Source organism: Burkholderia sp. 4NA327C6 (assembly GCF_005502655.1).
Classification (GTDB): domain Bacteria; phylum Pseudomonadota; class Gammaproteobacteria; order Burkholderiales; family Burkholderiaceae; genus Burkholderia; species Burkholderia contaminans.
Genome location: NZ_SCNZ01000037.1, coordinates 1 through 26,885, shown reverse-complemented (window position 1 = coordinate 26,885; position 26,885 = coordinate 1). Strand labels below are relative to the sequence as shown.

Below are 26,885 nucleotides of genomic sequence, written 5' to 3'. Positions count from 1 at the left end.
TCACCTTCGTGGCAGGCCGCGCGCGTTCGGTAGAATGGGCGCCGTTTCGGCGTGCCGCGCGCCGCCGTCCCTTTACCGATACGTTGAAAGAAGAGTCCTCCGCATGCAGATCCTGCTCGCCGCCCTCGTTGCCTACCTGATCGGTTCGGTGTCGTTCGCCGTCGTCGTCAGCGGCGCGATGGGCCTGGCCGACCCGCGTTCGTACGGGTCGAAGAATCCCGGCGCGACCAACGTGCTGCGCAGCGGCAACAAGAAGGCCGCGATCCTGACGCTCGTCGGCGACGCATTCAAGGGCTGGCTTGCCGTCTGGCTCGCCCGGCGCTTCGGCCTGCCCGACGTCGCGGTCGCATGGGTCGCGATCGCCGTGTTCCTCGGCCACCTGTATCCGGTGTTCTTCCGCTTCCAGGGCGGCAAGGGCGTCGCGACCGCGGCCGGTGTGCTGCTCGCGGTGCACCCGGTGCTCGGGCTCGCGACCGCGCTGACCTGGCTGATCGTCGCGTTCTTCTTCCGCTATTCGTCGCTCGCGGCGCTGGTGGCGGCCGTGTTCGCGCCGGTGTTCGACGTGTTCCTGTTCGGCACGAGCCACAATCCGGTCGCATGGGCCGTGCTTGCGATGAGCGTGCTGCTTGTGTGGCGTCACCGCGGCAACATTGCGAAGCTGTTGGCGGGGCAGGAAAGCCGGATCGGCGACAAGAAGAAGGCGGCCGCGGATGGCGGCGCGCAGGACGGCGGGAAAGCCTGAGGAAGCGCGGCGCTTGGCCGCGTGCCGGGCGCGCCGCGTATGCGGGGCCCGGCGGGATCACGTGACGGATCGCCCGGCGATCAGTCGCGGAAGTTGTTGAAGTCGAGCGGCGTGTCGGTCACGTCCTTGCGCAGCATCGCGATCACGCTCTGCAGGTCGTCGCGCTTCGTGCCGTTCACGCGCACCGCGTCGCCCTGGATGCTCGCCTGCACCTTGATCTTGCTGTCCTTCACGAGGCGCACGATCTTTTTCGCGAGATCGCCGGTCACGCCTTTCTTCACGGTGACGATCTGCTTGACCTTGTCGCCGCCGATCTTCTCGACCTTGCCGTAGTCGAGGAAGCGCACGTCGACGTTGCGCTTGGCCAGCTTGCCGATCAGCACGTCCTTGACCTGGCCGAGCTTGAAATCGTCATCGGCGAACAGCGTCAGCTCGCGTTCCTTCTGCTCGACGCGCGCGTCGGAGCCCTTGAAGTCGAAGCGTGTCGAAATTTCCTTGTTCGACTGCTCGATGGCGTTCTTCACTTCGATCATGTTCGCTTCGGAAACGACGTCGAACGATGGCATGGCATTCCTCCCTTGAGATGCGGGCACCCGGCTCGCGCGCGGGCACTCGCTATAATTGCGGACTGTTTGCCATTTTACCGATGCCCTTCCGTTTGCCCAAGGCCGGCCATGCGCCGCCCGGGCGGACGTGACCGCGAATGCCGATGCCTCCTGACGATTCCGCCCTGTCGCTGCTTCCCGACCACCCGCTCGCCGCGCACAACACGTTCGGCATCGCCGCGACCGCGCGCTTTGCCGCGCGCATCACGCATGCGTCGCAGTTCGAGGCGCTCCATCGCGACCCGCGCGTCGCGAACCTGCCGCAGCTCGTGCTCGGCGGCGGCAGCAACGTCGTGTTCACGCGCGATTTCGACGGCGTCGTGCTGCTCGACGAGATCGCCGGCCGCCGCGTCGTGCGGGAGGACGACGACGCGTGGTACGTCGAGGCCGGCGGCGGCGAGAACTGGCACGCATTCGTCGCATGGACGCTCGAGCACGGGATGGCGGGCCTCGAGAACCTCGCGCTGATTCCCGGCACGGTCGGCGCCGCGCCGATCCAGAACATCGGCGCATACGGCCTCGAGATGAAGGCGTATTTCGACTCGCTGGTCGCGGTCGAGCTGGCGACGGGGCGCAGCGAGCGTTTCGACGCCGCGCGCTGCGCGTTCGGCTATCGCGACAGCTTTTTCAAGCGGGAAGGGCGCGGCCGGTTCGCGATCGTGTCGGTGACGTTCCGGTTGCCGAAGCAATGGGCACCGCGGCTCGGCTACGCGGACGTCACGCGCGAACTCGACGCCCGCGGCATGGCACCCGATGCGGCCACGGCGCGCGACGTGTTCGACGCGGTCGTCGCGATCCGCTGCGCGAAGCTGCCCGATCCGCTCGTCCTCGGCAACGCGGGCAGTTTCTTCAAGAATCCGGTGATCGATGCCGCGCAGTTCGATGCGCTGCGCGCCCGCGCGCCGGAAGTCGTGTCGTATCCGCAGCCGGACGGGCAGGTCAAGCTCGCGGCCGGCTGGCTGATCGACCGCTGCGGCTGGAAGGGGCGCGCGCTGGGCGCGGCGGCCGTGCACGACCGCCAGGCGCTCGTGCTCGTCAATCGCGGCGGCGCAACGGGTGCCGACGTGCTTGCGCTGGCGCAGGCGATCCAGGCCGACGTGCGCGCACAGTTCGGCGTCGAGCTGGAGGCGGAGCCGGTCTGCCTGTAACGCGGATTTGGCGTAGCCTTTCTCGCGCCCAAACAAAAAGGCGCCGATCGACGATCGGCGCCTTTTTCATGGATTGCCGGATGCCGGCGCGTCAGTGCTTGAGGCGGCCGAGCAGCAGGAACTCCATCAGCGCCTTCTGCACGTGCAGGCGGTTTTCCGCTTCGTCCCACACGACGCTCTGCGGGCCGTCGATCACGCCGGCCGTCACTTCCTCGCCGCGATGCGCGGGCAGGCAGTGCATGAAGAGGGCGTCCGGGTTCGCATGGCCCATCATTTCCTCGTCGACGCACCAGTCGGCGAATGCCTGCATGCGGGCCTCGTTCTCGGCCTCGAAGCCCATGCTCGTCCACACGTCGGTGGTGACGAGGTCGGCGCCCTTGCAGGCTTCGTTCGGGTCGTCGAACACTTCGTAGAACGGCGCGCTGTCGGGCGACACGAGCTTCATGTCGAGCGCGTAGCCGGGCGGCGTGGACAGGCGCAGCTTGAAGCCGAGGATCTGTGCGGCTTCGATCCACGTGTAGAGCATGTTGTTCGCATCGCCGACCCAGGCAACGGTCTTGCCGGCGATCGGGCCGCGGTGCTCGTAGTACGTGAAGATGTCGGCGAGCACCTGGCACGGGTGGTACTCGTTCGTCAGGCCGTTGATCACCGGCACGCGGGAATTCTGCGCGAAGCGCGTGATCACGTCCTGCTCGAACGTGCGGATCATGATGATGTCGACCATGCGCGAGATGACCTGCGCGGAATCCTCGACGGGTTCGCCGCGGCCGAGCTGCGTGTCGCGCGTGCTCATGAAGACGGCGTGGCCGCCGAGCTGGAAGATCCCGGCCTCGAACGACAGGCGCGTTCGCGTCGAGCTCTTCTCGAAGATCATCGCGAGCGTGCGGTCGTGCAGCGGGTGGTAGGTCTCGTAGTTCTTGAACTTGCGCTTCAGGATACCCGTGCGTTCGAGCACGTACTCGTAGTCTTCCAGCGAGAAATCCTTGAACTGCAGGTAGTGACGAATGGTTTTGGTGGTCATGAAGCGAAATACGGCGGGTTGCACCCGGCAGCAAGGCCGGACGGCGCCGCCGTCGGGTGTGGATAACTCAAAGCAGCATAAAGGATTTTCTGTGCTTTGACGAGCCGCGGAGAGAAGCGGGGCGCGATCGCCGCGCGCGGCAAGCGACGCAGGCGGAGAGGTGTCGGGACGGCGCGCAATGGCGCGCTGCGGTATAATCCAAAAGTTTTCTCCAGCCCGGCAGGCAAGCCTCCTCGCGCTCTGCCGGACACAAGCCGTGCGCTGCACAAATCCGGTGCAGTCCGCCGGCGGCGCGCGCCGACGTCCTGTTTTCGGGATATCGGAATGCTTGTGCCGCCGTCCGTTTCAGCTTTGTGTTCGCGTATCCAGGCGCCGTTGCCTGGACATCGCCGGGCCGTCACTTGGGTAACCACATGGCTGAAACCCCTCCGACCGAATTCTTCATCCAGGGCATCACGAAAGACGGGAAAAAGTTTCGCCCGAGCGACTGGTCGGAACGTCTGGCCGGTGTGATGGCCTGCTTCGGGCCGGGGGCGAGCGGGCCCAATGCGCGCCTCAAGTATTCGCTCTACGTGCGTCCGACGATGCTCGGCGACCTGAAATGCGTGATCCTCGATTCCCGGCTGCGCGACGTCGAGCCGATGGCGTTCGATTTCGTGCTGAATTTCGCGAAGGACAACAACCTCGTCGTGACCGAGGCGTGCGAACTGCCGGACTACGGCGTGAAGAAGTGATGCCGGCGCGGGCGAGGGCGCTTGCCGCGCCCGCCCTCGTGGCAACTGTCGTCGGCTTGCAGGATGCGCCGGCGACAGACGACAAAAAAGCCCGCCTAGGCGGGCTTTTTTGCGATCGCAGGAAACAGGAACGCCCGCGTGAGCGGGCGCACCGGATTTACGCTGCTGCCTGCAGGCCCTTGACGGCTGCGGCCAGGCGGCTCTTGCTGCGAGCGGCCTTGTTCTTGTGAACGATCTTCTTGTCGGCGATCGTGTCGATCGTCTTGACGGCAGACTTGAACAGCTCTGCAGCCTTTGCTTGATCGCCGGCGTCGACAGCCTTGCGAACAGCCTTGATCGCGGTACGGAATTTCGAGCGCAGCGCCGAGTTGTGCGAATTTGCCTTCGCGGCCTGGCGGGCGCGCTTGCGTGCTTGTGCGGAGTTAGCCATGACGGTTCCTTATCCTGTCCTGTTTCCAGAGCTTGGAGCCTGACGGCCAAGCGCTGCTTTTCGATCCGTCCCCTGAGAACGATTGCCCAGGGGCGCATAAAAAAACGGTGATTTTAACCGGGGCAGGGACATGAAAACGGCAGTTGCCGTGCATGTACGAGCCCAGAAACCGGCGATTATAGCAACAAAATCAAGCGCGTGGCAAGTTCAACGTGACACAGGCCGAGGAGGGCGCCGCGCGCGTGCGCGCTTTTCGGCATCGGCCGCTGGCCGGGCCACGCAACGTCCGTATAATAAGCGCCCCATGAATCTATTCCGAGCCCTGCTGACGGTCAGCGGCTTCACGCTGCTGTCGCGCGTGACCGGACTGGCCCGCGAGACGCTGATCGCCCGTGCGTTCGGCGCCAGTCAATACACCGACGCGTTCTACGTCGCCTTCCGTATCCCGAACCTGCTGCGCCGCCTGTCTGCCGAAGGCGCGTTCTCGCAGGCGTTCGTGCCGATCCTTGCCGAGTTCAAGAACCAGCAGGGGCATGACGCGACGAAAGCGCTCGTCGACGCGATGTCCACAGTGCTGGCGTGGGCGCTTGCCGTGCTGTCGGTGGTCGGGATCGCCGGCGCATCGTGGGTCGTATTCGCGGTCGCGTCCGGCCTGCACACCGACGGGCAGGCGTTCCCGCTCGCGGTCACGATGACGCAGATCATGTTCCCGTACATCGTGTTCATCTCGCTGACGACGCTCGCCTCCGGCGTGCTGAACACGTACAAGAGCTTCTCGCTGCCCGCGTTCGCGCCGGTGCTGCTCAACGTCGCGTTCATCGCCGCGGCCGTGTTCGTCGCGCCGCACCTGAAGGTGCCGGTGTTTGCGTTGGCATGGGCCGTCATCGTCGGCGGCGTGCTGCAGTTCCTCGTGCAGCTGCCGGGCCTGAAGAAGATCGACATGGTGCCGCTGATCGGCCTCAACCCGCTGCGCGCGCTGCGCCACCCGGGCGTGAAGCGCGTGCTCGCGAAGATGGTGCCCGCGACGTTCGCGGTGTCGGTCGCGCAACTGTCGCTGATCATCAACACCAACATCGCGTCGCGGCTCGGGCAGGGCGCCGTGTCGTGGATCAACTACGCCGACCGCCTGATGGAATTCCCGACGGCGCTGCTCGGCGTCGCGCTCGGCACGATCCTGCTGCCGAGCCTGTCGAAGGCGCACGTCGATGCCGATTCGCACGAGTATTCGGCGCTGCTCGACTGGGGCCTGCGCGTCACGTTCCTGCTCGCGGCGCCGAGTGCGCTCGCGCTGTTCTTCTTCGCGACGCCGCTCACCGCGACCCTGTTCAACTACGGCAAGTTCGACGCGCACACCGTCACGATGGTCGCGCGCGCGCTGGCGACCTACGGGATCGGCCTCGTCGGCATCATCCTGATCAAGATCCTCGCGCCGGGCTTCTATGCGAAGCAGGACATCAAGACGCCCGTGAAGATCGCGATCGGCGTGCTGATCGTCACGCAGATCTCGAACTACGTGTTCGTGCCGCTGATCGGCCACGCGGGCCTGACGCTGAGCATCGGCGTCGGCGCGTGCCTGAACTCGCTGCTGCTGTTCATCGGGCTGCGCAAGCGCGGCATCTACCAGCCGTCGCCGGGCTGGCTGCGCTTCTTCGTGCAGCTGATCGGCGCGGCGCTCGTGCTCGCCGGCCTGATGCACTGGCTGTCGATCAGCTTCGACTGGACCGGGATGCGTACGCAGCCGCTCGATCGCATCGCGCTGATGGCCGCGTGCCTCGTGCTGTTCGCTGCACTATATTTCGGTATGTTGTGGGTGATGGGCTTCAAATACGCTTATTTCAGAAGGCGCGCCAAGTGACGACCGCAATGACCCGCGTCCTCGACTACTTCAGCACGCTCGTGGCGGACGACGACAGTCTGCCCGTCACGGAAGCGGCGCTGTCGCTGGCGCAGGACGCGTATCCCGACCTCGACCTGCAGGGCACGCTGGCCGAACTCGACATGCTGGCGGCGCGGTTGCGCCGGCGGCTCACGGACGATGCGGACCTGAAGGGCCGCGTCGCCGCACTGAACGATTTCTTCTTCCGCGAGCTCGGCTTCGCGTGCAATCACAACGACTACTACGACCCCGATAACAGCCACCTGAACGCCGTGCTGAAGCGGCGGCGCGGGATCCCGATCTCGCTGTCGGTGCTGTATCTGGAGCTCGCCGAGCAGATCGGCGTGCCGGCGCGCGGCGTGTCGTTCCCCGGTCACTTCCTGCTGCGCGTCACGCTGCCGGACGGCGACCTGATCATCGATCCGGCCAACGGCCATTCGCTGTCCGAAGCCGAGATGGTCGAGATGCTCGAGCCGTACGTCGCGCGTGCGGCCGGTGCGGTCGACAGCGCGTTGCGCGCGCTGCTGCAGCCGGCGACGAGCCGCGAGATCATCGCGCGGATGCTGCGCAACCTGAAGACGATCTATCTTCAGACGGAACGCTGGCAGCGGCTGCTCGCGGTGCAGCAGCGGCTCGTGATCCTGTTGCCTGAGCACCTCGACGAAGTCCGCGACCGCGGTTTCGCGTATGCGCGGCTCGATTACCTGCGGCCGGCGCTCGAGGATCTCGAACAGTATCTCGGCGAGCGGCCGGACGCGGACGACGCCACTGTCGTCGAGTCGCAGGTGACCGAACTGCGGCAGCGGATGCAGCGCGACGGCGAGGACTGAGCTACCGCGACGCTGCCGGAACCCCTGAATGAAAAACGCCCGCATCGCGGGCGTTTTTTTATGCCTATTTCGGCTGCATCCGGATCGCGCCGTCGAGGCGGATCACTTCACCGTTGAGCATCGGATTCTCGACGATCTGGCGCACCAGCAGCGCGTATTCGGCCGGTTTGCCGAGCCGCGGCGGGAACGGCACCATCGCGCCGAGCGCGTCCTGCACGTCCTGCGGCATACCGAACAGCATCGGCGTCTCGAACAGGCCGGGCGCGATCGTCATCACACGGATGCCGCTGCGCGACAGATCGCGCGCGATCGGCAGCGTCATGCCCGCGACACCGGCTTTCGACGCCGCGTATGCGGCCTGGCCGATCTGCCCGTCGAACGCGGCAACCGACGCTGTGCTGACGATCACGCCGCGCTCGCCGTCCGCCGTCGGCGCGGTGGCAGCCATCGCGGCGGCCGCGAGCCGGATCATGTTGAATGTGCCCACGAGGTTCACGTTGATCGTCTTCGCGAACACGTCGAGCGGATGCGCGCCGTCCTTGCCGACGGTCTTCGCGGCGGGCGCGATGCCCGCGCAGTTCACGAGGCCGCGCAGCGTGCCGGCTTGCGTTGCCGCGCTGACGGCCGCGTGCGCGTCGGCTTCGCTCGACACGTCGCAGTGCACGAAGATGCCGCCCAGTTCGGTCGCGAGCGCCGTGCCCGCCGCGTCGTTCAGGTCGGCGAGCACGACCGTGCCGCCTGCCTGCGCGAGCATCCGCGCGGTGCCGGCGCCGAGGCCCGATGCGCCGCCCGTGATCAGAAACACGTTGCCGCGAATTTCCATGACTGTCTCCGTTGTTGAGCGCCCCTGGCGCTTTAGCGCTCAGGATGGACCCATCCAAGGTGGTCGACCGCTATTCGTGCTTCGGCGCCGGTTGCGGTGCCGCGCAAAGCGGTTGCGCGGTTCGATGCCGCGCGAGCGGTTGAGATGCCGGCGCCCGGGTCACGGGAGCGCCCGCACCCGACCGATTGTACGGGGCACGCTTGCGCGGCGGCGAGACCGGAGCGGTCGTGCGAAGCCCGCCCGGGCAAAAAAAAACCGCCCGGAACGGGCGGCTTGCGGGTGCGCGATGCGCTGCTTACTTCAGTGCGCCAAACGCGCGCTCGCGGATTTCGTCGACGCTGCCGAGGCCCGAGATCTTGCGATACTGCGGCGCCTTCAGGCCGTTTTCCTCGCCGCGCTGCGCCCAGTCGCCGTAGTACGTGATCAGCGGCTTGGTCTGCGCTTCGTACACTTCGAGACGCTTCTTGACGGTTTCTTCCTTGTCGTCGTCGCGCTGGATCAGCGGCTCGCCCGTCACGTCGTCATGGCCTTCGACCTTCGGCGGGTTGAACTTGACGTGGTACGTGCGGCCCGATGCCGGGTGCGTGCGGCGGCCGCTCATGCGCTCGATGATTTCCGAGAACGGCACATCGATCTCGAGCACGTAGTCGATCGCGACGCCGGCTTCCTTCATGGCGTCAGCCTGCGCGATCGTGCGCGGGAAACCGTCGAACAGATAGCCGTTCGCGCAGTCGGATTCCTTCAGGCGCTCCTTGACGAGGCCGATGATCAGCGCGTCCGGCACGAGCTTGCCGGCGTCCATGTAGCCCTTCGCCTCGACGCCGAGCGGCGTGCCGGCCTTCACGGCCGCGCGCAGCATGTCGCCCGTCGAGATTTGCGGGATGCCGAATTTTTCCTTGATGAAGTTTGCCTGGGTGCCCTTTCCCGCGCCGGGCGCGCCCAACAGGATCAAACGCATGGTGATATCTCCAGTATGTAGATTCGTGTGGCGAGACGAAAAAAACGCCGGCGACGGTGTGCGCGGGGCTTGCCTGGCGCGTGGCGGGCCGGTCTGATGCGGCGCGTCGGGTTGAGCGACGCGCGGCTGCCGGCAGGGCCGCGGGCGGGGTCAAGCGAGGACGCGCTGGTCGCGGACGGCTCGCACAATCGCCTGATTATGCCACGGGTTATTTTGATGACGGCTGAAAAAGGGCCTGCACGCGTGCGAGATCGGCCGGCGTGTCGATCCCGGCTTCCGGCGCGGACTCGGTGATCAGCACTGCGATGCGCTCGCCGTGCCAGAGCGCGCGCAGCTGTTCCAGCTGCTCGGCCTGTTCGATCGGCGCCTGCGCGAGCGTCGGATAGGTGCGCAGGAAACGCGCGCGATAGGCATAGAGGCCGATGTGCCGATAGACCGGGAAGGCCGGTGCAGGCATGGCCGCGACGTCGGGCCAGTGCGGCTGGTACGCGTCCCGGCTCCATGGAATCGGCGCGCGCGAGAAGTACAGCGCGACGCTCTGCGCGTCGAGCGCGACCTTCACCACGTTCGGGTTGAACACGTCGGCCGCGTCGTGGATCGGGTGGGCGGCCGTCGCAATCGCGCAGGCCGGATGGGCCGCGAGGTGCGACGCTACGTCGCGCACGAGCACGGGGTCGATCAGCGGCTCGTCGCCCTGCACGTTGACGACGACGGTGTCGTCGCTCCACCCGAACGTCGCCGCGACTTCCGCGAGCCGGTCGGTGCCGGACGGATGGTCGGCGCGCGTCAGCACCGCTTCGAAACCGTGATCGCGGGCCGCATCGAGCACGCTCTGCGCGTCGGACGCGACCAGCACCTGCTGCGCGCCCGCTTCGCGCGCGCGCTCGGCGACGCGCACGACCATCGGCTTGCCGCCGAGATCGGCGAGCGGCTTGTTCGGGAGCCGCGTCGACGCGAGCCGGGCTGGAATGACGGCGATGAAGGGTTGAGTCATCGGGGAGGGCGGTGAGAAGAGCGGAGCGGGCGGCGCGTCTGGTGCGGGCCGCCCGCGGGTTCGGCGCCCTCGCTGCGGACGGGCCGCGACGAGGGCCGGGTCGGGCGGCTTAGCGGCCGGCCGGGTCGACCGGCGTGCCTTCGACGGTCTGGCGCGCCTCGTCGACGAGCATCACGGGGATGCCGTCGCGGATCGGGTAGGCGAGCTTGTCCGCGTTGCAGATCAGCTCCTGCGCGGCACGGTCATAGTGGAGCGGGCCTTTGCAGATAGGGCACACAAGGATTTCAAGCAGGCGAGCGTCCACGGAGTTTCTCCACAACGAGGGCAATGAGGCGAGGGTCGAGCGCGGCTTCGACGGGGACAACCCACAGTCGGGCGTCGCGCCAGGAAGCGCCCAATTTTACTGCATCCTTCTCGGTGATCAGGATCGCATCGACGGCGTCGTCGACGAACGGATTTTCGGCGAACGCGTAGTGGTCGGGGAGCGCGCGCGTCGCGGGCGCGAGACCGGCCGCGCGCAGCGTCGCGAAGAAGCGTTCCGGCGCGCCGATGCCGGCCGCGGCGAGCACGCGCTCGTTCGCGAATTGCGACAGCGGGCGGCGCAGCGCGGGCTGGTCGAGGTGCCACGCGGCGCCCGGCGTGAGCGCGAGCGAATAGGTGTCGGGCCAGGGCGGCAGCGCGCCGCTGTACGGATCGTTGACGAGCGTGGCGTCGCGATGCCGCGACAGCGGCTCGCGCAACGGTCCGGCCGGCAGCAGGAAGCCGTTGCCGCCGAGCCGGTGGTCGAACACGACGAGCTCGACCGTGCGCGCGAGGCGGTAATGCTGCAGGCCGTCGTCGCTGACGATCACGTCGACGTCCGGATGCGCGGCCCGCAGCGCCTGCGCGGCCGCGACGCGATCCGGGCAGACCCAGACGGGCGCGCCGGTGCGGCGTGCGATCAGGAGCGGTTCGTCGCCGCCCGCGCTGGCGCGCGACGCGGGCGTGACGGCGGTCGGCGCCTTCACGTTCGCACCGTAGCCGCGCGACACGATGCCGGGCGTGAAGCCGGCCGCGCGCAACGCGTCGACGAGGGCGATCACGGTCGGCGTCTTGCCGGTGCCGCCGACGGTCACGTTGCCGACCACGACGACGGGCACGCCGACGTCGACCGGCTTCTTCCAGCCCTGCGCGTAGGCGGTGCGCCGCAACGCCGCGCACAGGCCGAACACGCATGCAAACGGCGTGAGCGCCCACGCGAGCGCGCCGCGGCGCTGCCATTCGCGCGTCAGGCGGGCTTCGAGCCGGGCGAGCGGGCCATCGGGCGCGCTCATCGGGCCGGGCGCGGCAGGTCGTGCGCCGCGGCGTGGGACGGATTCGTCAAGGCGGATTCTCCGTTGGGCGGCGCATGCCGCGGGGTCTGCGGAAGGCGGCACTCTAGCGCGCCGCAGGCGGGCGCGGCAAGCGCGACCGGCCGCCGCAGCCTGCGGGGCCGGATCGTGGCGGCTTGTGGATAACTCTGTGAAAAACTCCTCGTTCGATGACGTCAAACGCCCGCCGGGTGGGCTTCGAATCGGATGAGAATCATTCAGAAAGATTTAAAAGTATATAAAAATCAATGTGTTACAGATAATCGTCTGGATTTTTTAGCGGTTTTCTCGCGTTTCAGGCCGATGATTGCCAAAGTGTGGACACCTTCCGAACGTCACGGTACATGCGGCCGGCGCTGGACGTCGCGCGCGTGTCGGACTATCGTGTCGCCGCCAGCATTCATCCGACCGTCCATGCCTTCCGACTCCCCATTTGCCGCACCGGGCGCGACCCGCGGCGGCGACGAAGTGATTCCCGTTTCAGCGCTCAATCGCGCAATTTCGACGATGCTCGAGCGCTCGTTTCCGCTGCTGTGGATTTCGGGCGAAGTGTCGAATTTCACGCGCGCCGCGAGCGGCCACTGGTATTTCTCGATCAAGGACCAGCAGGCGCAGATGCGCTGCGTGATGTTCCGCGGCCGCGCGCAATACGCGGAGTTCACGCCGCGCGAAGGTGACCGGATCGAGGTGCGCGCGGTCGTCACGATGTACGAGCCGCGCGGCGAAGTGCAGCTCAATGTGGAGGCCGTGCGGCGCACCGGGCAGGGGCGCCTGTACGAGGCGTTCCTGCGGCTGAAGGCGCAGCTCGAGAGCGAGGGACTGTTCGCGCCCGAGCGCAAGCGGCCGCTGCCGGCCCACCCGCGCGCGATCGGCATCGTCACGTCGCTGCAGGCGGCGGCGCTGCGCGACGTGCTGACCACGCTCGCCCGCCGCGCGCCGCACATTCCGGTGATCGTCTATCCGGCGCCCGTGCAGGGCGCCGGTTCCGCCGAAAAGCTCGTCGCGGCCGTCGAGACCGCGAATGCGCGCCGCGAGGTCGACGTGTTGCTGGTCTGTCGCGGCGGCGGGTCGATCGAGGATCTGTGGTCGTTCAACGACGAGGCGCTGGCGCGCGCGATCGCGGCGAGCGAACTGCCGGTCGTCAGCGGCGTCGGGCACGAAACCGATTTCACGATCGCGGACTTCGCGGCCGACGTGCGCGCGCCGACGCCGACCGGCGCCGCCGAGCTGGCGAGCCCGCAGCGCGCTTTGCTGCTGCGCGAGGTCGGCGAGCGCCAGCGCGCGCTCGCGCGCGGCATGGAGCGCCGGCTCGAACAGCGCGCGCAGCAGCTCGACTGGCTCGCGCGCCGGCTGGTGAGCCCGGCCGAGCGGCTGCAGCGGCAGCGCACGCACGTCGAGCAACTCGCGGTGCGGCTTGCGTCGGCGGCGTCGCGACCGGTGCGCGACGCGCGCGCGCGGTTCGCGCTCGCTCAGCTGCGCTGGCAGCGCGCGCGCCCCGATCCGTCGCAGGCGCGCCAGGCGCTCGCGGGCCTGTCGCAGCGTCTTGCACAGGCCTTGCAGCGCCGTCACGAACGCGACATGGCTCGCGTGTCAGCCTGTGCGGCACGGCTCGAGGTGCTGAGCCCGCAGCGCACGCTCGAGCGCGGCTATGCGGCGCTGATCGATGCGCAGACGGGCCGTGCGGTGCGCACGCCGAACGCGCTGAAGCCGCAGCGCCGGCTGACCGTGCATCTCGCGGAAGGCTCGGCCGACGTGTCGATCGCCGACGTGCAGCCGCGGCTGACGGATACGATCTGACGTAACGGGTGCAAGCGGCGCGAAGGTTGCCGCAACGGACGCATCGTGCACGGGAACGAATGCTGCTCATCGTCGGGTTCGTCCTGCCGGACGATGCGCAAACATCGCTTTTCCGCATACCGCGGATAAATGGCCCGTGAGTTTGCGGGGTTATTCGTCCTCGCCTACAATCGGACGCTCGGCAGCATCCAACACAGCCTCCCTACATACTCAACGAAGGAATTGCCATGGCTCATACGCTCCCGCCGCTCCCGTACGCTGAAGACGCACTCGCGCCGACCATCTCGCTCGAGACGATCCAGTACCACTACGGCAAGCACCATCAGGCTTATGTGACGAACCTGAACAATCTGATCCCGGGCACGGAATTCGAAAACCTGTCGCTGGAAGAGATCGTGAAGAAGTCGTCGGGCGGCATCTTCAACAACGCCGCGCAAATCTGGAACCACACGTTCTTCTGGAACAGCCTGTCGCCGAACGGCGGCGGCGCACCGACGGGCGCGCTGGGCGACGCGATCAACGCGAAGTGGGGTTCGTACGACGCATTCAAGGAAGCGTTCACGAAGGCTGCAGTCGGCACGTTCGGCTCGGGCTGGGCATGGCTCGTGAAGAAGGCTGACGGTTCGCTCGACATCGTGTCGACGAGCAACGCGGCAACGCCGCTGACGACCGCCGACAAGGCACTGCTGACGATCGACGTGTGGGAACACGCGTACTACATCGACTACCGCAACGCACGTCCGAAGTTCGTCGAAGCGTTCTGGAACATCGTGAACTGGGACTTCGCAGCGAAGAACTTCGCGTAAGGTCCGGCGCCTGCGCGCCGCTACGGCGCGCGGCACCCAGCAAGAAAGCCCTCGAAACGAGGGCTTTTTGTTTTCTGTCGAGGTGGAACGCGCTGCGCGTATCGCCGGTCAGGCCAGGACGCCGAGCCCCCAGCCGAGCGCGGCGCTCGCGATCACGACGGCCCACGGCGGTACGCGCCAGAACACCAGTGCAACGAACGCGACGAGCGCGGCGGCCAGATCGCGCGGCGCCACGATCGTATCGGTCCAGACCGGGTGATAGAGCGCGGCGACCAGCAGCCCGACGACGGCCGCGTTCACGCCCGCGAGCGCGGCCTGCATGCGCGTGCTGCGGCGCAGCTGTTCCCAGAACGGCGCGGTGCCGGCCACCAGCAGGAACGACGGCGCGAAGATCGACACCAGCGCGATCGTGCCGCCGAGCCAGCCGTTCGGCGCGGTGCGCAACGACGCGCCGAGGAACGCCGAGAACGTGAACAGCGGCCCCGGCACGGCCTGCGCGACGCCGTATCCGGCCAGGAACGCCGCATCGCCGACCCAGCCGGGCGCGACCACGGCCGCCTGCAGCAGCGGCAACACCACGTGTCCGCCGCCGAACACGAGCGCGCCCGTCCGGAAGAACGCATCGACGACGGCAAGCGTATCGGAGCGCAGCGTGCGGGTCGCAAACGGCAGGACGACGAGGAGCGCCGCGAACAGCGCGAGCCACAGCACGCCCGCGCGAGGCGACACGTGCAGCGGCAGCGGATCATGCGCGCCACGCGTCGGCTGCGGCAGCAGCACGAGGCCAGCCAACCCGGCCGCGACGATCACTGCGACCTGAGTCCACGCGGCCGGCGCGAGCAGCGCCACGCAGGCGGCCGCGGCCATCAGCGTGACGCGGCGCGCATCCGGGCACAGCGTGCGCGCCATGCCCCACACGGCTTGCGCGATCACGGCGACCGACACGATGCGCAGCCCGTGCAGCGCACCGGCTTCGATCGGCGCGCCCGTTGCGTGCACGCCGAGCGCGAACAGCATCATCAGCAGCGCCGACGGCAGCGTGAAGCCGAGCCACGCCGCGAACATGCCCGCGTAGCCGGCGCGCGCGAGGCCGATCGCCATTCCGACCTGGCTGCTCGCGGGCCCCGGCAGGAACTGGCACAGCCCGACGAGATCCGCGTACGTGCGCTCGGTGAGCCAGCCGCGCCGCGTGACGAATTCGGTGCGGAAGTAGCCGAGATGCGCGACCGGGCCGCCGAACGACGTCAGGCCGAGCCGCAGGAACGCGATGAACACGGGCCACGGATGGCGGGAAGGAGCGGAGGCGGTTGACGTGCTCAAGGCGGTGCGGACAGAGATGAACGGACGAGCCGCCACGATAGCGCAACGCGGTGACGGCGGGGAGGCCGCGCTGCGGTGGTGCCGAAACTCAGCGCATGCCGTCGGGCAACCCGCTCGCCCGCCGCAGCGCATCGATGTCGACGAGCTCGATTTCGCCCACGTGCAGCCGCACGACGCCGTCGGCCTGCAGCGCTTTCAGCAACTGGTTGGTGGTCTGCCGCGTCAGCGACAGCATCGCCGCGAGCTTTTCCTGCGACAGCCGGATGCGGGTGCGCCCGGCGCTGATTCCGCCGTAGCCGTCGGCGATCATCAGCAGGCGGGCGGCGAGCCGCTGCGCGGCCGGCATCACGCTCATCGATTCGACGGTCAGGAAGCTCAGGCGCAGCTTCTGCGCCATCAGCAGCGCGAATTGCCGCCAGTATTGCGGCGTCGCGTCGAGGATCGCGAGCAGCGCGGCCTGCGGCACGTGCAGCAGCAGCGCGTCGTCGAGTGCGATCGCGTCGTGCGTGCGCGGCTGGCCGTCGAACAGCGCGATTTCGCCGAACCAGGTGACGGGCTCGGCCACCGTCAGCAGCGCTTCCTTGCCCTGCGGGTCGACCGCACCTATCGTGAGTGAACCGGCCAGTACCGCGTACAGCCCGCATGGCGGGTCGCCGCGCCGGAACAACGCATGGCCGGCCGGCAGCCGGCGCAGCGCCGCGCGGGCGAGCAGGTCCGCGCGCAACGCGGGCGGCAGCGCGGCGAACCACGGGTTCGCTTCGATCTGCGGCAGGTACGGGGCAAGCGGAGAGGGCATGGGCGCGCGATGTCGGGTAGCTGACAGAGGTTCTCGGGCGTGACGCGCATCATAGCGCTCAACCATGGACCAGGAGACGCGATGAAAACGCTCGAAGACCATCTTGCCCAGTATGCGGCCTACCACCGCGACGCGCGCAACATCGCGACGCATCTGGTCGGCATTCCGATGATCGTGTTCGCGGTCGAGGTGCTGTTGTCGCGGCCGGCGCTCGGGATGCTGGCCGGCGTCGCGCTGTCGCCGGCGCTGCTGATGGCCGTCGCGTTCGCGGTGTTCTATCTGCGCCTCGACCTGCGGTTCGGGATCGTGATGACCGCGCTGTTCGCGCTCGGCCTGTGGGCCGCCCAGGCGCTCGCGTTGCTGCCGACCGTGCAATGGCTCGCAGTCGGCGTCGGCGCGTTCGTCGTCGGCTGGATCGTGCAGTTCGTCGGGCACTGGTTCGAGGGGCGCAAGCCCGCGTTTGTCGACGATCTGGTCGGCCTGATGGTCGGGCCGCTGTTCGTCGTCGCCGAGGTCGCGTTCTTCGCGGGGCTGCGCGGCGACGTGCGCCGCGAAGTCGAGCGTCGGGCCGGGCCCGTGCACGGCGGCGCGCATTCGCATGTCTGACGCACCGGCCTGCGTGTTCGGCGCGGGTGCCGTCGGCTGCTATCTCGGCGGACGTCTTGCGGCGGCTGGCGCGGATGTGACGCTCGTCGGCCGTGCACGGATCGGCGACGCGATTCTTCGGCACGGGCTGACGCTGACCGACCAGCGCGGCTATCGCGCGACCCTCGCGCCGGCCGATGTCGTGTTCGAGACCGATCCGGCGGCTGCGGCGACCGCGCGGCTCGTGCTCGTGGCGGTCAAATCGGCCGCGACGCGTGAGGCCGCGGCGCAGCTTGCCGGCGTGCTGCGGAATGGCACGGTCGTGATCAGCTTCCAGAACGGCCTGCATAACGCCGACGTGCTGCGCGAAGCGCTGCCGCAAGCCACCGTGCTGGCCGGCATGGTGCCGTTCAACGTGATCGAGCGCGAGCCCGGTGCGTTTCACCAAGGCTCGGCCGGTGCGCTGGCGGCCGAAGCCTCCCCCGCGCTGACGCCGTTCGCCGGCGCATTCGCGCGTGCCGGGCTGCCGCTCGCGCTGCATCGCGACATGCGGGCCGTGCAATGGGCGAAGCTGCTGCTCAACCTGAACAACGCGGTCAACGCGCTCGCGAACCTGCCGCTGCGCGACGAACTCGCGCAACGTGCGTACCGGCGCTGCGTCGCGCTTGCGCAGCGCGAAGCGCTGCACTGGCTGGCGCGGGCCGCGATCCGGCCCGCGCGGCTGACGCCGTTGCCGGCCGGGTGGCTCCCGGCCGTGCTCGACTTGCCCGATCCGGCGTTTCGCGTGCTTGGCGGCCGGATGCTCGCGATCGATCCGCTCGCGCGTTCGTCGATGTCCGACGATCTTGCGTCGGGGCGGGCGACGGAAGTCGAGTGGATCAACGGCGAGATCGTGCGGCTGGCCGCCCACTTCGGCGGGCAGGCGCCCGTCAATGCGCGACTCTGCGCGCTCGTGCACGACGCGGAACGTGCGGCGGCGCGTCCGGCCTGGCGCGGCGATGCGCTGTGGGCCGAGCTGACCGCGCAGGCGCCGCATACGGGCAACGTGCGGGCTGCGTAGGGCTGCACGACTCGCCGCGTGGCCGTGCGCGATGCCGAACGGAGTGTGCAACGGCTAAGATGCGGAGTGCGTCATGCGACGCCTTTACGGAGCCGTCACCATGGTGGATCGCCCGACTCTCGATGCCTACGACGCCCATGCCGCGCAATACGCGCAGGACTGGCTCGACCAGGCTGCGCCCGACGACATGTACGCGCTGCTGGAGCAGCATTTCTTGCCGGGGCCGACTGCGGACGTCGGCTGCGGGGCCGGACGCGATACGGCTTGGCTCGCGTCGCGCGGCTTCGACGTGCGCGGCTACGACGCGAGCGCCGCGCTGCTCGACGAGGCGCGGCGCCACCATCCGGACCTCACCTTCGAGCTGGCTGCGCTGCCGGCGCTGGCCGGCGTGCCGTCCGGCGCGTTTCGCAACGTGCTGTGCGAAACGGTCGTCATGCATCTCGAACAGGCGGAAGCGGCGGCCGCCGCCACGCGGCTGGCCGATCTGCTGATGCCGGGCGGCACGTTGTACATGAGCTGGCGGGTGGCCGGAAACGGCGCGTTGCGCGACGAGCGCGGCCGCCTCTACACGCCGCTCGATTCGGCGCGGATGCGGGCGGCGCTCGGCGCCGGCACGCAGGTGATCGACGAGCACGAAGTCGTCAGCGCATCGTCCGGCAAGCGCGTGCACCGGCTGATCGTACGCAAGACCGCCGCGGCCTGAGCAGGGCGGCGCGGCGGCGCGTTCATTCGCGGTTGAGTGCCGCTTCCCAGTTGATGTCGACGCAAAGTACCTGCATGCCGGTCGCGACCGGCGCGGCGATCGATGCGGTCACGCACAGGTGCGCCTCGTTGATCGACAGGTAGGGCGCCGTCAGGTGCACACGGCCCGGTGCGCGCATCGCGTCGATGAAGTACGGGCGACGTTCCCAGCTCGCGCCTTCGGAGTGCAGCAGCGGCCGGAAGCGCTTGGCGCGCTGCGAGACGCTGCCGCGTGCGAGCACGTTGTCGCCGATCTGGCGACCCGATGCGTCGAGCAGGAAGCAGCGCGCGGTCTCGGGCAGCCCGAGCACGACGGCCGCCGCGTCGGTGAGCGGCTCGCCTGCGCCGAGCTTGCGGCTTGCTTCCTCGAGCGCCGCGACGTACGGTGCGAGCCGTTCCGCCTGCGTGCGCTCGCGTTCCGCGACGCGCAGCCGCAACGCGGCCGACAGTGTGTCCATGCAGCCCGCGGCGGCCTGCGGCTGCACCGGTTCGACGCTCGGCCCCGCGAAGTACTGGCCCTGCACGAAATCGACGTCGCACTCCAGTGCGATCAGCGCGTCGCGCTCGGTCGCGAGCCCGCCCATCAGCACGAGTTGCCCGGATTCGTGCAGCAGCGACACGAGCCCCGGCAGCACGCGTTCGAGATGTGAGTGCTCGCTCGCCTGCGCGAGGATGCCGCGGTCGAGCGTGACGATGTCGGGATGCAGGTGCCACACGCGGTCGATGTTCGAATGCTTCGCGCCGAATCCGACCAGCGCGATCAGGAAGCCGGCCTTGCGCAGCCCGTCGACGATCGCCGCGTAGCGCGGCGTTTCGCCGCCTGCCTGTTCGGGCACCTCTAGCACCACGCGATGCGGCGGCAGCCCGAGCGCCTTCAGGTTCGCGAGCATCGCGTCGCTGTAGACGGTGTCCATCAGCGCGGCCGGATGCAGGCTCAGGAAGAGCCATTCGTCATGGCTGTCGAATGCGTGGAAGTTGCCGAGATGCAGCGATTCGGCGAGCCGGCCGAGCTCGAGCAGGTCGCCGCGCCGCGCCGCCTGCGTGAACACCTCGTGCGACGCCACCTGGCGGCTTTCCTCGTCGTGCGCGCGCAGCGACGCGTGATAGCCGATCGCGCGGCGGTGCGACACCGAGAAAACGGGCTGGAACACGCTGAACACGGTGTAGCCGCCGTACAGCACGGTGCGCCGGTTCCCGTCGTCGCCCGCGACGGGGCGGGGCGGCTGAAAGCCGGGGGGATCGATTTCGATCATGCTCATGATGTCGGCCGAAGGAAGACTGCCAGTTTACCTAGAGAATAGGCGAGCAAGAAGCGTGCACGGCATCGTACCCCGTGCGGCGGCGCGTCGCGGTGGCGTCGCCGGGCATGGCGGATGTATCAGATGCGCATCGCGGGGCTGCGATGCACCGTGATGGTGCGCGCCGACCCGGTTCGGCGCGCACCACGCATCACGCGCGCTCGGACGGGTCGGTCTTGCGCGCGGTACTGCGGATCTCGGGCGCGAGCTGCGCGAAGATCCACGCGGAAGCCGCCGTGATGATCCCGACGCAGATGAACGTCGCATGGAACGCCGGCAGCGTGTTGCTCGGCGTCACGGTGCGCAGCATGCCCGTGAACGTCGCGAGCAGCGCGCCCGCGACCGTGACGCCGAGGCTCATCGACAGCATCTGCACCAGCGAGAACAGGCTGTTGCCGCTGCTCGCGCCGCCCGTGCCGAGATCCTTCAGCGTCAGCGTGTTCATCGCGGTGAACTGCATCGAGTTGAAGCCGCCGAACAGCGCCAGATGCACGACCTTCACCCACACCGGCACCGTGTCGCGCATCAGCGCGAAGCTGGCCATCATCACGCCGACCATGATCGTGTTCGCGAGCAGCACCTTGCGGTAGCCGTGCTGCGTGATCAGGCGCGTGATGATCCGCTTCGAGAACATCCCGGCGGCGGCCACCGGCAGCATCATCAGCCCGGCCTCGAAGGCCGAGTAGCCGAGGCTCACCTGCAGCAGCAGCGGGATCAGGTACGGCATCGCGCCGCTGCCGATCCGCGCGAACAGGTTGCCGAGCAGCCCGACGCTGAAGGTATGGATCCGGAACAGTTCCAGTGAAAAGATCGGTTGCGGCGCGCGCACCGCATACAGCCCGTACGCGACGAAGCACGCTAGGCTCAGGATCAGCAGCACGAGCACGGCCGCGTGCTGCATCCCGAGATCGGCGAGCCCGTCGAGCGACAGCGAGATCGCGACCATGCCGATCGTCAGCAGCAGGTAGCCCTTCAGGTCGAAACGGCCGACGGCCGGGTTGCGTGAATCGGGCATCGAATAGAAGGTCGCGATGCAGCCCGCGACGCCGACCGGCACGTTGATCAGGAAGATCCAGTGCCACGACGCGATCTTCACGAGCCAGCCGCCGAGCGTCGGCCCGATCAGCGGGCCGATCAGGCCGGGAATCGCGACGAACGACAGCGCGGCCAGGTAGCGCTCCGCCGGAAAGGTGCGCAGCACCGCGAGCCGTCCGACCGGCAGCAGCATCGCGCCGCCGACCCCCTGCACGACGCGGAACGCGACAAGTTGCGTGAGCGTATGCGCATTCGCGCACAGCAGCGAGCCGAGCGAGAACACCAGGATCGCGCTGAAGAACACGCGCCGCGTGCCGAAGGTATCGGCGAGCCAGCCCGACACCGGGATCATCACCGCCATCGTCAGCGAGTACGCGATCACGACCGACTGCATCCGCAGCGGCGATTCGCCAAGGCTCGCGGCCATCGACGGCAGCGCCGTGTTCACGATCGTCGCATCGAGCGTCTGCATGAAGAAGCCCGTTGCGACGAGCCAGAGCATCACGGTGAGGTTTTTTTCGCCGGGGGCGGCGGCAGGCGGACGCTGGAACATGGGGGCGGGATGGTGGCGCGGGACAGCCGACATTGTAGGGAAAGCCGTCGCGTCGTGCCGGTTCGGCGCAAGGGCGGCGCGAAGTCCGGCCGGCGGGCGCCCGTCCCCGTCGATCGACCAGTACAGTTCAGCCAAAAGTGTCTGCAGCCGTATCTGTCCGTGTGCTGCCGCTGTCCGAAATACTGACGCCATCGGACCGGTGCGACCAGGAGGCTGCCATGCGCGAACTGCGACTTTATGTGATCGATGGCGACGAGCCGGCCGGTCGGTGGCGGATCGTCGATCGCACCTCGCTGGAGGTGGCCGACGGCGAGGTCTGGGTGACGATCGAGGGCTTGCCGGATGATCACTGGCTGGGGGCCGGGGCCTCGCTGATGCTGACGCCCGGCATGCATGTATGGGTCGGCGCGGGGTCGCAGCATGCGACGTTCGCGTTCGGTCCGCTCGAGGTGCCGGCGCCGCGCGCTGCGCACCCGTGGTGGAGGCCGCTCGTCTCGTGGCGAGACGGCCGGCGTCATGCGCCTGTATCGCTGCCGACGTAGCGCGCCCGGGGCGGGATTCGTTCCCTGTCCTGACATTGTTCGAGCGCATGCGTGATCCTGCAGGCCGTTTGATCATGCGGATATCTGCGTGATCTGCGAGTCCGGCTCCGGTGCATTCCGGTCGAACGAACGTTCGCCGCCGCCGCGCGAGCGTTTCGCGTCGGCACGGCAGCGTGCGGGCAGCCGCGCTCGGTCCGCATGATGGCAGCAGTGCCCGGTTGCGTGATCCGGTAGTGAGCGCAGCAGGTCACGGTTCACATGTGCAGGGGTTCGCGCCGGTATAGAGGAGATTGGCTGGCTTCCTGCGCACTGGAAGGTGTGATGTCGGCCGCTTCTGCCGGAGCGCAGGGAATGCGACCGTGCATGACGTGCGGATTCGTGCGGCCAGTATTGCTCGCGACTGCCGCCGATCCTAGACTCGATCTTGTCCACCTCACCGCTCATTCCGCCATGACACCCGAACTCGCTTTGGCGCATCTGTGGCGGCTCGCACGCGGCGACCCCGGCGCGCTCGCCCGTGCGACCGTGACGGGGCAGGACCCGACGTTGCCGTCGACCTTCCGCGTCGGCACGCTGGCCGCGGCGACGATCGCGGCAGCCGGGCTCGCGGCGGCCGAATGCCACCGCCTTCGCACGGGCGTCGCGCAATCCGTCGACGTGTCGGTGCGCGACGCGCTCGTCGCGTTCCGCAGCGAACGCTACCTGCGCGTGGACGATGGTCCGCCGCCGGAGTTGCGTCATCCGGTGACGGGCTTCTTCGAGACGGGCGACGGCCGCTGGATCCAGTTGCACGCGAACTTCCCGCATCACCTGAACGGAATTCTCGACGTACTCGGCTGCGGCGCGCAGCGGGACGCTGTTGCCGCGGCGATCCGCGCGCGGGACGGTGCGGCACTCGATACCGCGCTGGCCGACGCCGGGCTGTGCGCGGCATTGATCAGAACACCTGACGAGTGGGCGTCGCTCGAGCAGGCGCGCGCGATCGCGTCGCTGCCGCTGTTCGAAATCGAGCGGATCGGTGACGCGCCGGTCGAGCCGATCGGTCGCGGCGAAGCCGGCCAGCCGCTCACGGGTGTGCGTGTGCTCGATCTCACGCGCATCATCGCGGGGCCGGTCGCGGGCCGCACGCTGGCGTCGCACGGCGCGCAGACGCTGCTCGTCAACGGCCCGCACCTGCCGAACATCGCGCCGCTCGTGATCGACAACGGGCGCGGCAAGCGTTCGGCGTGGATCGACCTGCGCGACGCGGCGGGCATCGATACGCTGCACGCGCTCGCACACGATGCGGATGTGTTCCTGCAGTCGTACCGGCCCGGCGCGCTCGCAGCGCGCGGCTTCGCGCCCCACGCACTGGCGATGCGGCGGCCCGGCATCGTGTACGTATCGATATCCGCGTACGGGCATGCGGGTCCGTGGGCGCAGCGGCGCGGCTTCGACAGCCTCGTGCAGTCGGCGAGCGGGATCGCATGGCAGGAGCAGCAGGCCGCGCACGCGGACGGGCCGCGCCACCTGCCGTGCCAGGCGCTCGATCATGCAACGGGTTATCTCGCGGCGTTCGGTGCGATGATCGCGCTCGCGCGCCGGGCGCGCGAAGGGGGGAGCTGGCACGTACGGCTGTCGCTCGCGCAGACGGGACGCTGGCTGCAGTCGTTCGGCATCGTGCCGGACGGCCCGCACGCACCCGACTTCACGCGCACCGACGTGCGCGACCGGATCGAGCGCATCGCGTCGCCGTTCGGCACGCTCGACGTGGTGCGGCCGGCCGAGCGGTTGTCGGCGACACCGCCGTCGCTTGCGCGACCGCCCGTGCCGCTCGGCACCGATGACGCGCGCTGGCTGTGAGCGCCGGCGGCGCGGCCGGCGTTACTTGCGCAGCTCGACGACGAAGTCGTAGTAGTCGTTGCGGCAGTAGGTGTCGGTCAGTTCGATCGCGCGCTGGTCCGACGTATAGCCGATTCGTGTGATCAGCAGCAGCGCGTCGTGCGGCGCGATGCCCATCTGCTCGGCGATCTCGTCGGTCGCGTTGACGGCGCGGAAATGCTGCAGCGCGCGCACGATCGGCGTGCCGCGCGCTTCGAGATAGCTGTACAGCGAGCCGCCGATCGCCTGCGGATCGGGGATCAGCGTCGCGGGAAACGTCGAATTCTCGACGGCCATCACGATGCCGTCGGCGAGACGCAGGCGCTTCAGGCGCGTGACCGACGCGGCCGGCGACAGCCCGAGCTGGATCACTTCGTCGCGGTTCGCCGGCTGGATCTCGCGCGCGAGCCATTGCGAGCTCGGCTTGAAGCCGCGCCGTTCGAGCATTTCGCTGAAGCTCGACAGCCGCGACAGCGGATCTTCGTAGCGTGGCTGGATGAAGTTGCCGGCGCCCTGCGTGCGGCGAATCAGGCCTTGCTCGACGAGCAGCGCGATCGCCTTGCGCGCGGTGATGCGCGAGACGCCGAGCGCATCGGACAGCACGCGTTCGGAGGGCAATGCCTCCCCGGCCGTCCAGCGGTTGTCGTGGATCGCGTCGCCGAGCTTGCGGGCGAGCTGCAGGTAGAGCGGCGTGTCGTTGTCGGGGTCGGGGCGCAGGTCCTGCCAGCGGTCGTCCGTGGATGCCTTCATGGAGTGGGTATCGATCTGATTGCGGCCATTCTAAGTCATCACGTGGCGCCGTTATAGCCGGTTTTTGCCGTGCAATAGGTGAATGGCGCGCCGATTGACTACACTGATGTGTCGTATTCCATGGCTGGGCCGCGGTGCGCGGCCACGAATCCGCAACGAGGAACGCATGACAGACACGATCGCCACGGTCGTCCTGCCGGACGGCGAGACGATTCCGAAGCTTGGCCTGGGCACGTGGGAAATGGGCGAGCGGCCCGCCAGGCGCGCCGACGAGATCGCGGCGCTGCGCGAAGGCGTCGCGCTCGGGATGACGCTGGTCGATACGGCCGAGATGTACGGTGACGGCGCGACCGAGGAACTGGTCGGTGAAGCACTCGCGGGCTTGCGCGACGACGTGTTCCTCGTCAGCAAGGTCTATCCGCACCATGCGAGCCGGCGCGGTGTCGTCGCCGCGTGCGATGCGAGCCTCAAGCGCCTGCGTACCGATCGCCTCGACCTGTACCTGCTGCACTGGCGCGGCTCGGTGCCGCTCGAAGAGACGGTCGAAGGCTTCGAGGCGCTGCAGCGCGCGGGCAAGATCCGTCACTGGGGCGTCAGCAACTTCGATACGGCGGACATGGCCGAGCTCGTCGATGAAGCCGGTGGCGGCGCGTGTGCGACCAACCAGATCCTTTACAACGTCGCGCGTCGCGGCCCCGAGTTCGACTTGCTGCCGTGGCTTGCCGAGCACCGGATGCCGGCGATGGCCTACAGCCCGGTGGATCACGGGCGGCTGCCGAAGCACTCGCCGCTCGACGAGATCGCGCGGCAGCGCGGTGTGTCGGTGATGCGCGTCGCGCTCGCGTGGGTGCTCGCGCAGCCGGAGGTGTTCGCGATCCCGAAGGCGTCGCGGCTCGAACACGTGCGCGACAACCGGGCCGCGCTCGATTTCGTCTTCAGCGATGACGAGCGCGTGCAGCTTGACGCTTACTTCCGTCCGCCGCGCAGCAAGCGCGCGCTCGAGATGCTCTGACGATACCCGGCGGATCAACACAGCAGGTCAGTGGCTGCCTCCCGACGATCCGCCGTTGCCGTGACCGCCGCCATTGCCGTTCCCGGTGCCGTGACCGTTGGGCCCGCCATTGCCGACGCCGCCACTGCCGTTTCCATTGCCGTTGCCGCCACCGTTGCCGTGGCCACCGGTGCTGCCGCCGTTGCCCGAGCCGCTGTTGCCGCCAGCACCACTGCCATTGCCGCGACCGTTGCCGACACCGTTGGCCCCGCCATTGCCGGCGCCGCCACTGCCGTTTCCATTACCGTTGCCACCACCGTTGCCGTGACCGCCGCCATCGCCATTGCCGTGGCCACCACCGTTGCCGTGACCACCGCCGTCACCATTGCCATGGCCACCACCGTTGCCGTGACCGCCGCCATCGCCATTGCCGTTGCCACCACCGTTGCCGTGACCACCGCCGTCACCGTTGCCATGGCCACCACCGTTGCCGTGACCGCCGCCGTCACCATCGCCATGGCCACCACCGTTGCCGTGACCACCGCCGTCACCATTGCCATGGCCACCACCGTTGCCGTGGCCGCCGCCGTCACCATTGCCATGGCCACCACCGTTGCCGTGACCACCGCCATCGCCGTTGCCATGGCCGCCACCGTCGCCGTGACCGCCGCCACCGCCATCGCCATTGCCGTGACCACCGCCGTCACCATTGCCATGGCCGCCACCGTCGCCGTGACCGCCGCCATCGCCATTGCCGTGGCCACCACCGTTGCCGTGGCCGCCGCCATCGCCGTTGCCGTGGCCACCACCGTTGCCGTGGCCGCCGCCATCGCCGTTGCCGTGGCCGCCACCGTCGCCGTGACCGCCGCCATCGCCGTTGCCATGGCCACCACCGTTGCCGTGACCGCCGCCGTCACCATCGCCATGGCCACCACCGTTGCCGTGACCGCCGCCGTCACCATCGCCATGGCCACCACCGTTGCCATGACCGCCACCATCACCGTCGCCATGGCCGCCGTTGCCACCGCCGTCACCGTCGCCACCACCACCGCCATGGCCACCATGTCCGCCATGACCTCCGCCGCCTGATGTCCCACCTCCCGAAGTTCCGCCTCCCGAAGTGCCGCCTCCCGAAGTGCCGCCTCCCGAAGTGCCGCCACCGGAAGTTCCGCCACCGGAAGTTCCGCCACCGGAAGTTCCGCCTCCCGAAGTGCCGCCACCCGAAGTGCCGCCACCCGAAG

Annotated in this window: 27 protein-coding genes; 14 read left to right on the top strand and 13 right to left on the bottom strand. The window is 68.5% G+C overall.

The features are described 5' to 3' along the window. The first annotated feature begins 103 nt into the window (after positions 1-103). Entirely contained in the window at positions 104-742 is a 639-nt protein-coding gene (gene plsY / locus FFS49_RS29770) for a glycerol-3-phosphate 1-O-acyltransferase PlsY (RefSeq protein WP_105818792.1), read from the top strand. Between the two features lie 80 nt (positions 743-822). On the opposite strand, the gene FFS49_RS29765 is transcribed toward plsY, so the two are convergent. Next, the gene (locus FFS49_RS29765; protein ID WP_039368282.1) at positions 823-1,308 is read right to left on the bottom strand and encodes a YajQ family cyclic di-GMP-binding protein; all 486 of its coding nucleotides are present in this window, start codon (positions 1,306-1,308) and stop codon (positions 823-825) included. Between the two features lie 137 nt (positions 1,309-1,445). Here FFS49_RS29765 and murB point away from each other — a divergent pair, with 137 nt between their 5' ends. After that, complete coding sequence (gene murB, locus FFS49_RS29760; RefSeq protein ID WP_105818791.1) at positions 1,446-2,495, top strand: UDP-N-acetylmuramate dehydrogenase; 1,050 nt, start codon at positions 1,446-1,448, stop codon at positions 2,493-2,495. A gap of 91 nt (positions 2,496-2,586) precedes the next feature. On the opposite strand, the gene argF is transcribed toward murB, so the two are convergent. After that, entirely contained in the window at positions 2,587-3,516 is a 930-nt protein-coding gene (argF, locus tag FFS49_RS29755) for an ornithine carbamoyltransferase (RefSeq protein ID WP_039368277.1), read from the bottom strand. Between the two features lie 413 nt (positions 3,517-3,929). Here argF and FFS49_RS29745 point away from each other — a divergent pair, with 413 nt between their 5' ends. Continuing rightward, positions 3,930-4,250 carry a DUF3579 domain-containing protein gene (locus FFS49_RS29745; RefSeq protein ID WP_039368274.1) on the top strand — a complete coding sequence of 107 codons (321 nt, stop codon included), beginning with the start codon at positions 3,930-3,932 and terminating at the stop codon, positions 4,248-4,250. Between the two features lie 157 nt (positions 4,251-4,407). Here FFS49_RS29745 and rpsT read toward each other — a convergent pair whose 3' ends face one another. Further along, positions 4,408-4,680, bottom strand: a complete 273-nt coding sequence (gene rpsT, locus FFS49_RS29740) for a 30S ribosomal protein S20 (RefSeq protein ID WP_039368270.1) — start codon at positions 4,678-4,680, stop codon at positions 4,408-4,410. A 304-nt stretch (positions 4,681-4,984) separates the two neighbouring features. Here rpsT and murJ point away from each other — a divergent pair, with 304 nt between their 5' ends. Next, positions 4,985-6,535: a murein biosynthesis integral membrane protein MurJ gene (murJ, locus tag FFS49_RS29735; protein ID WP_046544567.1), complete on the top strand. Its 1,551-nt coding sequence runs from the start codon at positions 4,985-4,987 to the stop codon at positions 6,533-6,535. An 8-nt stretch (positions 6,536-6,543) separates the two neighbouring features. Beyond that, positions 6,544-7,386, top strand: a complete 843-nt coding sequence (locus FFS49_RS29730; RefSeq protein ID WP_039368457.1) for a SirB1 family protein — start codon at positions 6,544-6,546, stop codon at positions 7,384-7,386. 64 nt (positions 7,387-7,450) lie between these two features. On the opposite strand, the gene FFS49_RS29725 is transcribed toward FFS49_RS29730, so the two are convergent. The 5 genes from FFS49_RS29725 to lpxK all read right to left on the bottom strand — a co-directional run bounded on the left by FFS49_RS29725 (position 7,451) and on the right by lpxK (position 11,474). Next, on the bottom strand, positions 7,451-8,209 hold the full coding sequence (locus FFS49_RS29725) for an SDR family NAD(P)-dependent oxidoreductase (RefSeq protein ID WP_105818790.1): 759 nt from the start codon (positions 8,207-8,209) through the stop codon (positions 7,451-7,453). Between the two features lie 295 nt (positions 8,210-8,504). Beyond that, positions 8,505-9,167, bottom strand: a complete 663-nt coding sequence (gene adk / locus FFS49_RS29720; protein ID WP_027785236.1) for an adenylate kinase — start codon at positions 9,165-9,167, stop codon at positions 8,505-8,507. Between the two features lie 208 nt (positions 9,168-9,375). Beyond that, complete coding sequence (gene kdsB, locus FFS49_RS29715; RefSeq protein ID WP_071334980.1) at positions 9,376-10,161, bottom strand: 3-deoxy-manno-octulosonate cytidylyltransferase; 786 nt, start codon at positions 10,159-10,161, stop codon at positions 9,376-9,378. A 109-nt stretch (positions 10,162-10,270) separates the two neighbouring features. Beyond that, positions 10,271-10,465 (bottom strand): Trm112 family protein, encoded by a 195-nt coding sequence (locus FFS49_RS29710; protein ID WP_010090898.1) that lies wholly within the window; start codon positions 10,463-10,465, stop codon positions 10,271-10,273. Beyond that, positions 10,446-11,474, bottom strand: a complete 1,029-nt coding sequence (gene lpxK, locus FFS49_RS29705; protein ID WP_039368256.1) for a tetraacyldisaccharide 4'-kinase — start codon at positions 11,472-11,474, stop codon at positions 10,446-10,448. Before lpxK ends, FFS49_RS29710 begins: the two co-directional genes overlap by 20 nt. 450 nt (positions 11,475-11,924) lie before the next feature. Between lpxK and xseA the strand changes: the two genes are divergently transcribed. After that, positions 11,925-13,307, top strand: coding sequence for an exodeoxyribonuclease VII large subunit (gene xseA / locus FFS49_RS29700; protein ID WP_105818789.1), 1,383 nt, complete (start codon positions 11,925-11,927; stop codon positions 13,305-13,307). A gap of 227 nt (positions 13,308-13,534) precedes the next feature. Continuing rightward, positions 13,535-14,113: a superoxide dismutase [Fe] gene (sodB, locus tag FFS49_RS29695; RefSeq protein WP_011352986.1), complete on the top strand. Its 579-nt coding sequence runs from the start codon at positions 13,535-13,537 to the stop codon at positions 14,111-14,113. Positions 14,114-14,221: 108 nt separating this feature from the next. On the opposite strand, the gene chrA is transcribed toward sodB, so the two are convergent. Beyond that, on the bottom strand, positions 14,222-15,433 hold the full coding sequence (gene chrA, locus FFS49_RS29690) for a chromate efflux transporter (RefSeq protein ID WP_071334978.1): 1,212 nt from the start codon (positions 15,431-15,433) through the stop codon (positions 14,222-14,224). An 88-nt stretch (positions 15,434-15,521) separates the two neighbouring features. Then, on the bottom strand, positions 15,522-16,229 hold the full coding sequence (locus FFS49_RS29685) for a Crp/Fnr family transcriptional regulator (protein WP_071334977.1): 708 nt from the start codon (positions 16,227-16,229) through the stop codon (positions 15,522-15,524). Positions 16,230-16,310: 81 nt separating this feature from the next. On the opposite strand from FFS49_RS29685, the gene FFS49_RS29680 reads away from it, so the two are divergent. The 3 genes from FFS49_RS29680 (at position 16,311) to FFS49_RS29670 (ending at position 18,577) form a co-directional block, all read left to right on the top strand. Continuing rightward, positions 16,311-16,835, top strand: a complete 525-nt coding sequence (locus FFS49_RS29680) for an Mpo1-like protein (RefSeq protein ID WP_105818788.1) — start codon at positions 16,311-16,313, stop codon at positions 16,833-16,835. Continuing rightward, complete coding sequence (locus tag FFS49_RS29675; RefSeq protein WP_105818787.1) at positions 16,828-17,874, top strand: 2-dehydropantoate 2-reductase; 1,047 nt, start codon at positions 16,828-16,830, stop codon at positions 17,872-17,874. The genes FFS49_RS29680 and FFS49_RS29675 overlap by 8 nt, the downstream gene beginning before the upstream one ends. Positions 17,875-17,974: 100 nt before the next feature. After that, positions 17,975-18,577, top strand: a complete 603-nt coding sequence (locus FFS49_RS29670) for a class I SAM-dependent methyltransferase (RefSeq protein ID WP_039368236.1) — start codon at positions 17,975-17,977, stop codon at positions 18,575-18,577. A gap of 22 nt (positions 18,578-18,599) precedes the next feature. On the opposite strand, the gene FFS49_RS29665 is transcribed toward FFS49_RS29670, so the two are convergent. Together FFS49_RS29665 and mdtD are read right to left on the bottom strand one after the other, a co-directional pair. Beyond that, entirely contained in the window at positions 18,600-19,874 is a 1,275-nt protein-coding gene (locus tag FFS49_RS29665) for an EAL domain-containing protein (RefSeq protein WP_039368234.1), read from the bottom strand. A 190-nt stretch (positions 19,875-20,064) separates the two neighbouring features. After that, a complete protein-coding gene (gene mdtD / locus FFS49_RS29660) occupies positions 20,065-21,501 on the bottom strand; it encodes a multidrug transporter subunit MdtD (protein WP_039368231.1) in 1,437 nt (478 codons plus the stop codon). A 218-nt stretch (positions 21,502-21,719) separates the two neighbouring features. On the opposite strand from mdtD, the gene FFS49_RS29655 reads away from it, so the two are divergent. Further along, a complete protein-coding gene (locus FFS49_RS29655; protein WP_105818786.1) occupies positions 21,720-22,043 on the top strand; it encodes a DUF2917 domain-containing protein in 324 nt (107 codons plus the stop codon). Positions 22,044-22,493: 450 nt separating this feature from the next. Further along, entirely contained in the window at positions 22,494-23,885 is a 1,392-nt protein-coding gene (locus FFS49_RS29650) for a CoA transferase (protein WP_105818785.1), read from the top strand. 21 nt (positions 23,886-23,906) lie between these two features. On the opposite strand, the gene FFS49_RS29645 is transcribed toward FFS49_RS29650, so the two are convergent. Further along, a complete protein-coding gene (locus tag FFS49_RS29645) occupies positions 23,907-24,653 on the bottom strand; it encodes a GntR family transcriptional regulator (RefSeq protein ID WP_011352976.1) in 747 nt (248 codons plus the stop codon). 166 nt (positions 24,654-24,819) lie between these two features. On the opposite strand from FFS49_RS29645, the gene FFS49_RS29640 reads away from it, so the two are divergent. Next, positions 24,820-25,665 carry an aldo/keto reductase gene (locus FFS49_RS29640; RefSeq protein ID WP_105818784.1) on the top strand — a complete coding sequence of 282 codons (846 nt, stop codon included), beginning with the start codon at positions 24,820-24,822 and terminating at the stop codon, positions 25,663-25,665. A gap of 60 nt (positions 25,666-25,725) precedes the next feature. Then, positions 25,726-26,733, top strand: a complete 1,008-nt coding sequence (locus FFS49_RS42420; RefSeq protein ID WP_191225517.1) for a hypothetical protein — start codon at positions 25,726-25,728, stop codon at positions 26,731-26,733. Positions 26,734-26,885: the final 152 nt, after the last annotated feature.

Bases quoted from the DNA above. Each gene is read 5' to 3' on its own strand.
- murJ (WP_046544567.1), top strand. From the start codon at position 4,985: ATGAATCTATTCCGAGCCCTGCTGACGGTCAGCGGCTTCACGCTGCTG.
- FFS49_RS29650 (WP_105818785.1), top strand. From the start codon at position 22,494: ATGACACCCGAACTCGCTTTGGCGCATCTGTGGCGGCTCGCACGCGGC.
- argF (WP_039368277.1), bottom strand. From the start codon at position 3,516: ATGACCACCAAAACCATTCGTCACTACCTGCAGTTCAAGGATTTCTCG.
- FFS49_RS29640 (WP_105818784.1), top strand. From the start codon at position 24,820: ATGACAGACACGATCGCCACGGTCGTCCTGCCGGACGGCGAGACGATT.
- xseA (WP_105818789.1), top strand. From the start codon at position 11,925: ATGCCTTCCGACTCCCCATTTGCCGCACCGGGCGCGACCCGCGGCGGC.
- FFS49_RS29670 (WP_039368236.1), top strand. From the start codon at position 17,975: ATGGTGGATCGCCCGACTCTCGATGCCTACGACGCCCATGCCGCGCAA.
- mdtD (WP_039368231.1), bottom strand. From the start codon at position 21,501: ATGTTCCAGCGTCCGCCTGCCGCCGCCCCCGGCGAAAAAAACCTCACC.
- FFS49_RS29675 (WP_105818787.1), top strand. From the start codon at position 16,828: ATGTCTGACGCACCGGCCTGCGTGTTCGGCGCGGGTGCCGTCGGCTGC.
- FFS49_RS29765 (WP_039368282.1), bottom strand. From the start codon at position 1,308: ATGCCATCGTTCGACGTCGTTTCCGAAGCGAACATGATCGAAGTGAAG.
- FFS49_RS29645 (WP_011352976.1), bottom strand. From the start codon at position 24,653: ATGAAGGCATCCACGGACGACCGCTGGCAGGACCTGCGCCCCGACCCC.
- FFS49_RS29680 (WP_105818788.1), top strand. From the start codon at position 16,311: ATGAAAACGCTCGAAGACCATCTTGCCCAGTATGCGGCCTACCACCGC.
- adk (WP_027785236.1), bottom strand. From the start codon at position 9,167: ATGCGTTTGATCCTGTTGGGCGCGCCCGGCGCGGGAAAGGGCACCCAG.
- FFS49_RS29725 (WP_105818790.1), bottom strand. From the start codon at position 8,209: ATGGAAATTCGCGGCAACGTGTTTCTGATCACGGGCGGCGCATCGGGC.
- FFS49_RS29745 (WP_039368274.1), top strand. From the start codon at position 3,930: ATGGCTGAAACCCCTCCGACCGAATTCTTCATCCAGGGCATCACGAAA.
- lpxK (WP_039368256.1), bottom strand. From the start codon at position 11,474: ATGAGCGCGCCCGATGGCCCGCTCGCCCGGCTCGAAGCCCGCCTGACG.
- FFS49_RS29655 (WP_105818786.1), top strand. From the start codon at position 21,720: ATGCGCGAACTGCGACTTTATGTGATCGATGGCGACGAGCCGGCCGGT.
- plsY (WP_105818792.1), top strand. From the start codon at position 104: ATGCAGATCCTGCTCGCCGCCCTCGTTGCCTACCTGATCGGTTCGGTG.
- FFS49_RS29685 (WP_071334977.1), bottom strand. From the start codon at position 16,229: ATGCCCTCTCCGCTTGCCCCGTACCTGCCGCAGATCGAAGCGAACCCG.
- sodB (WP_011352986.1), top strand. From the start codon at position 13,535: ATGGCTCATACGCTCCCGCCGCTCCCGTACGCTGAAGACGCACTCGCG.
- FFS49_RS29730 (WP_039368457.1), top strand. From the start codon at position 6,544: ATGACCCGCGTCCTCGACTACTTCAGCACGCTCGTGGCGGACGACGAC.
- murB (WP_105818791.1), top strand. From the start codon at position 1,446: ATGCCGATGCCTCCTGACGATTCCGCCCTGTCGCTGCTTCCCGACCAC.
- FFS49_RS29665 (WP_039368234.1), bottom strand. From the start codon at position 19,874: ATGAGCATGATCGAAATCGATCCCCCCGGCTTTCAGCCGCCCCGCCCC.
- rpsT (WP_039368270.1), bottom strand. From the start codon at position 4,680: ATGGCTAACTCCGCACAAGCACGCAAGCGCGCCCGCCAGGCCGCGAAG.
- kdsB (WP_071334980.1), bottom strand. From the start codon at position 10,161: ATGACTCAACCCTTCATCGCCGTCATTCCAGCCCGGCTCGCGTCGACG.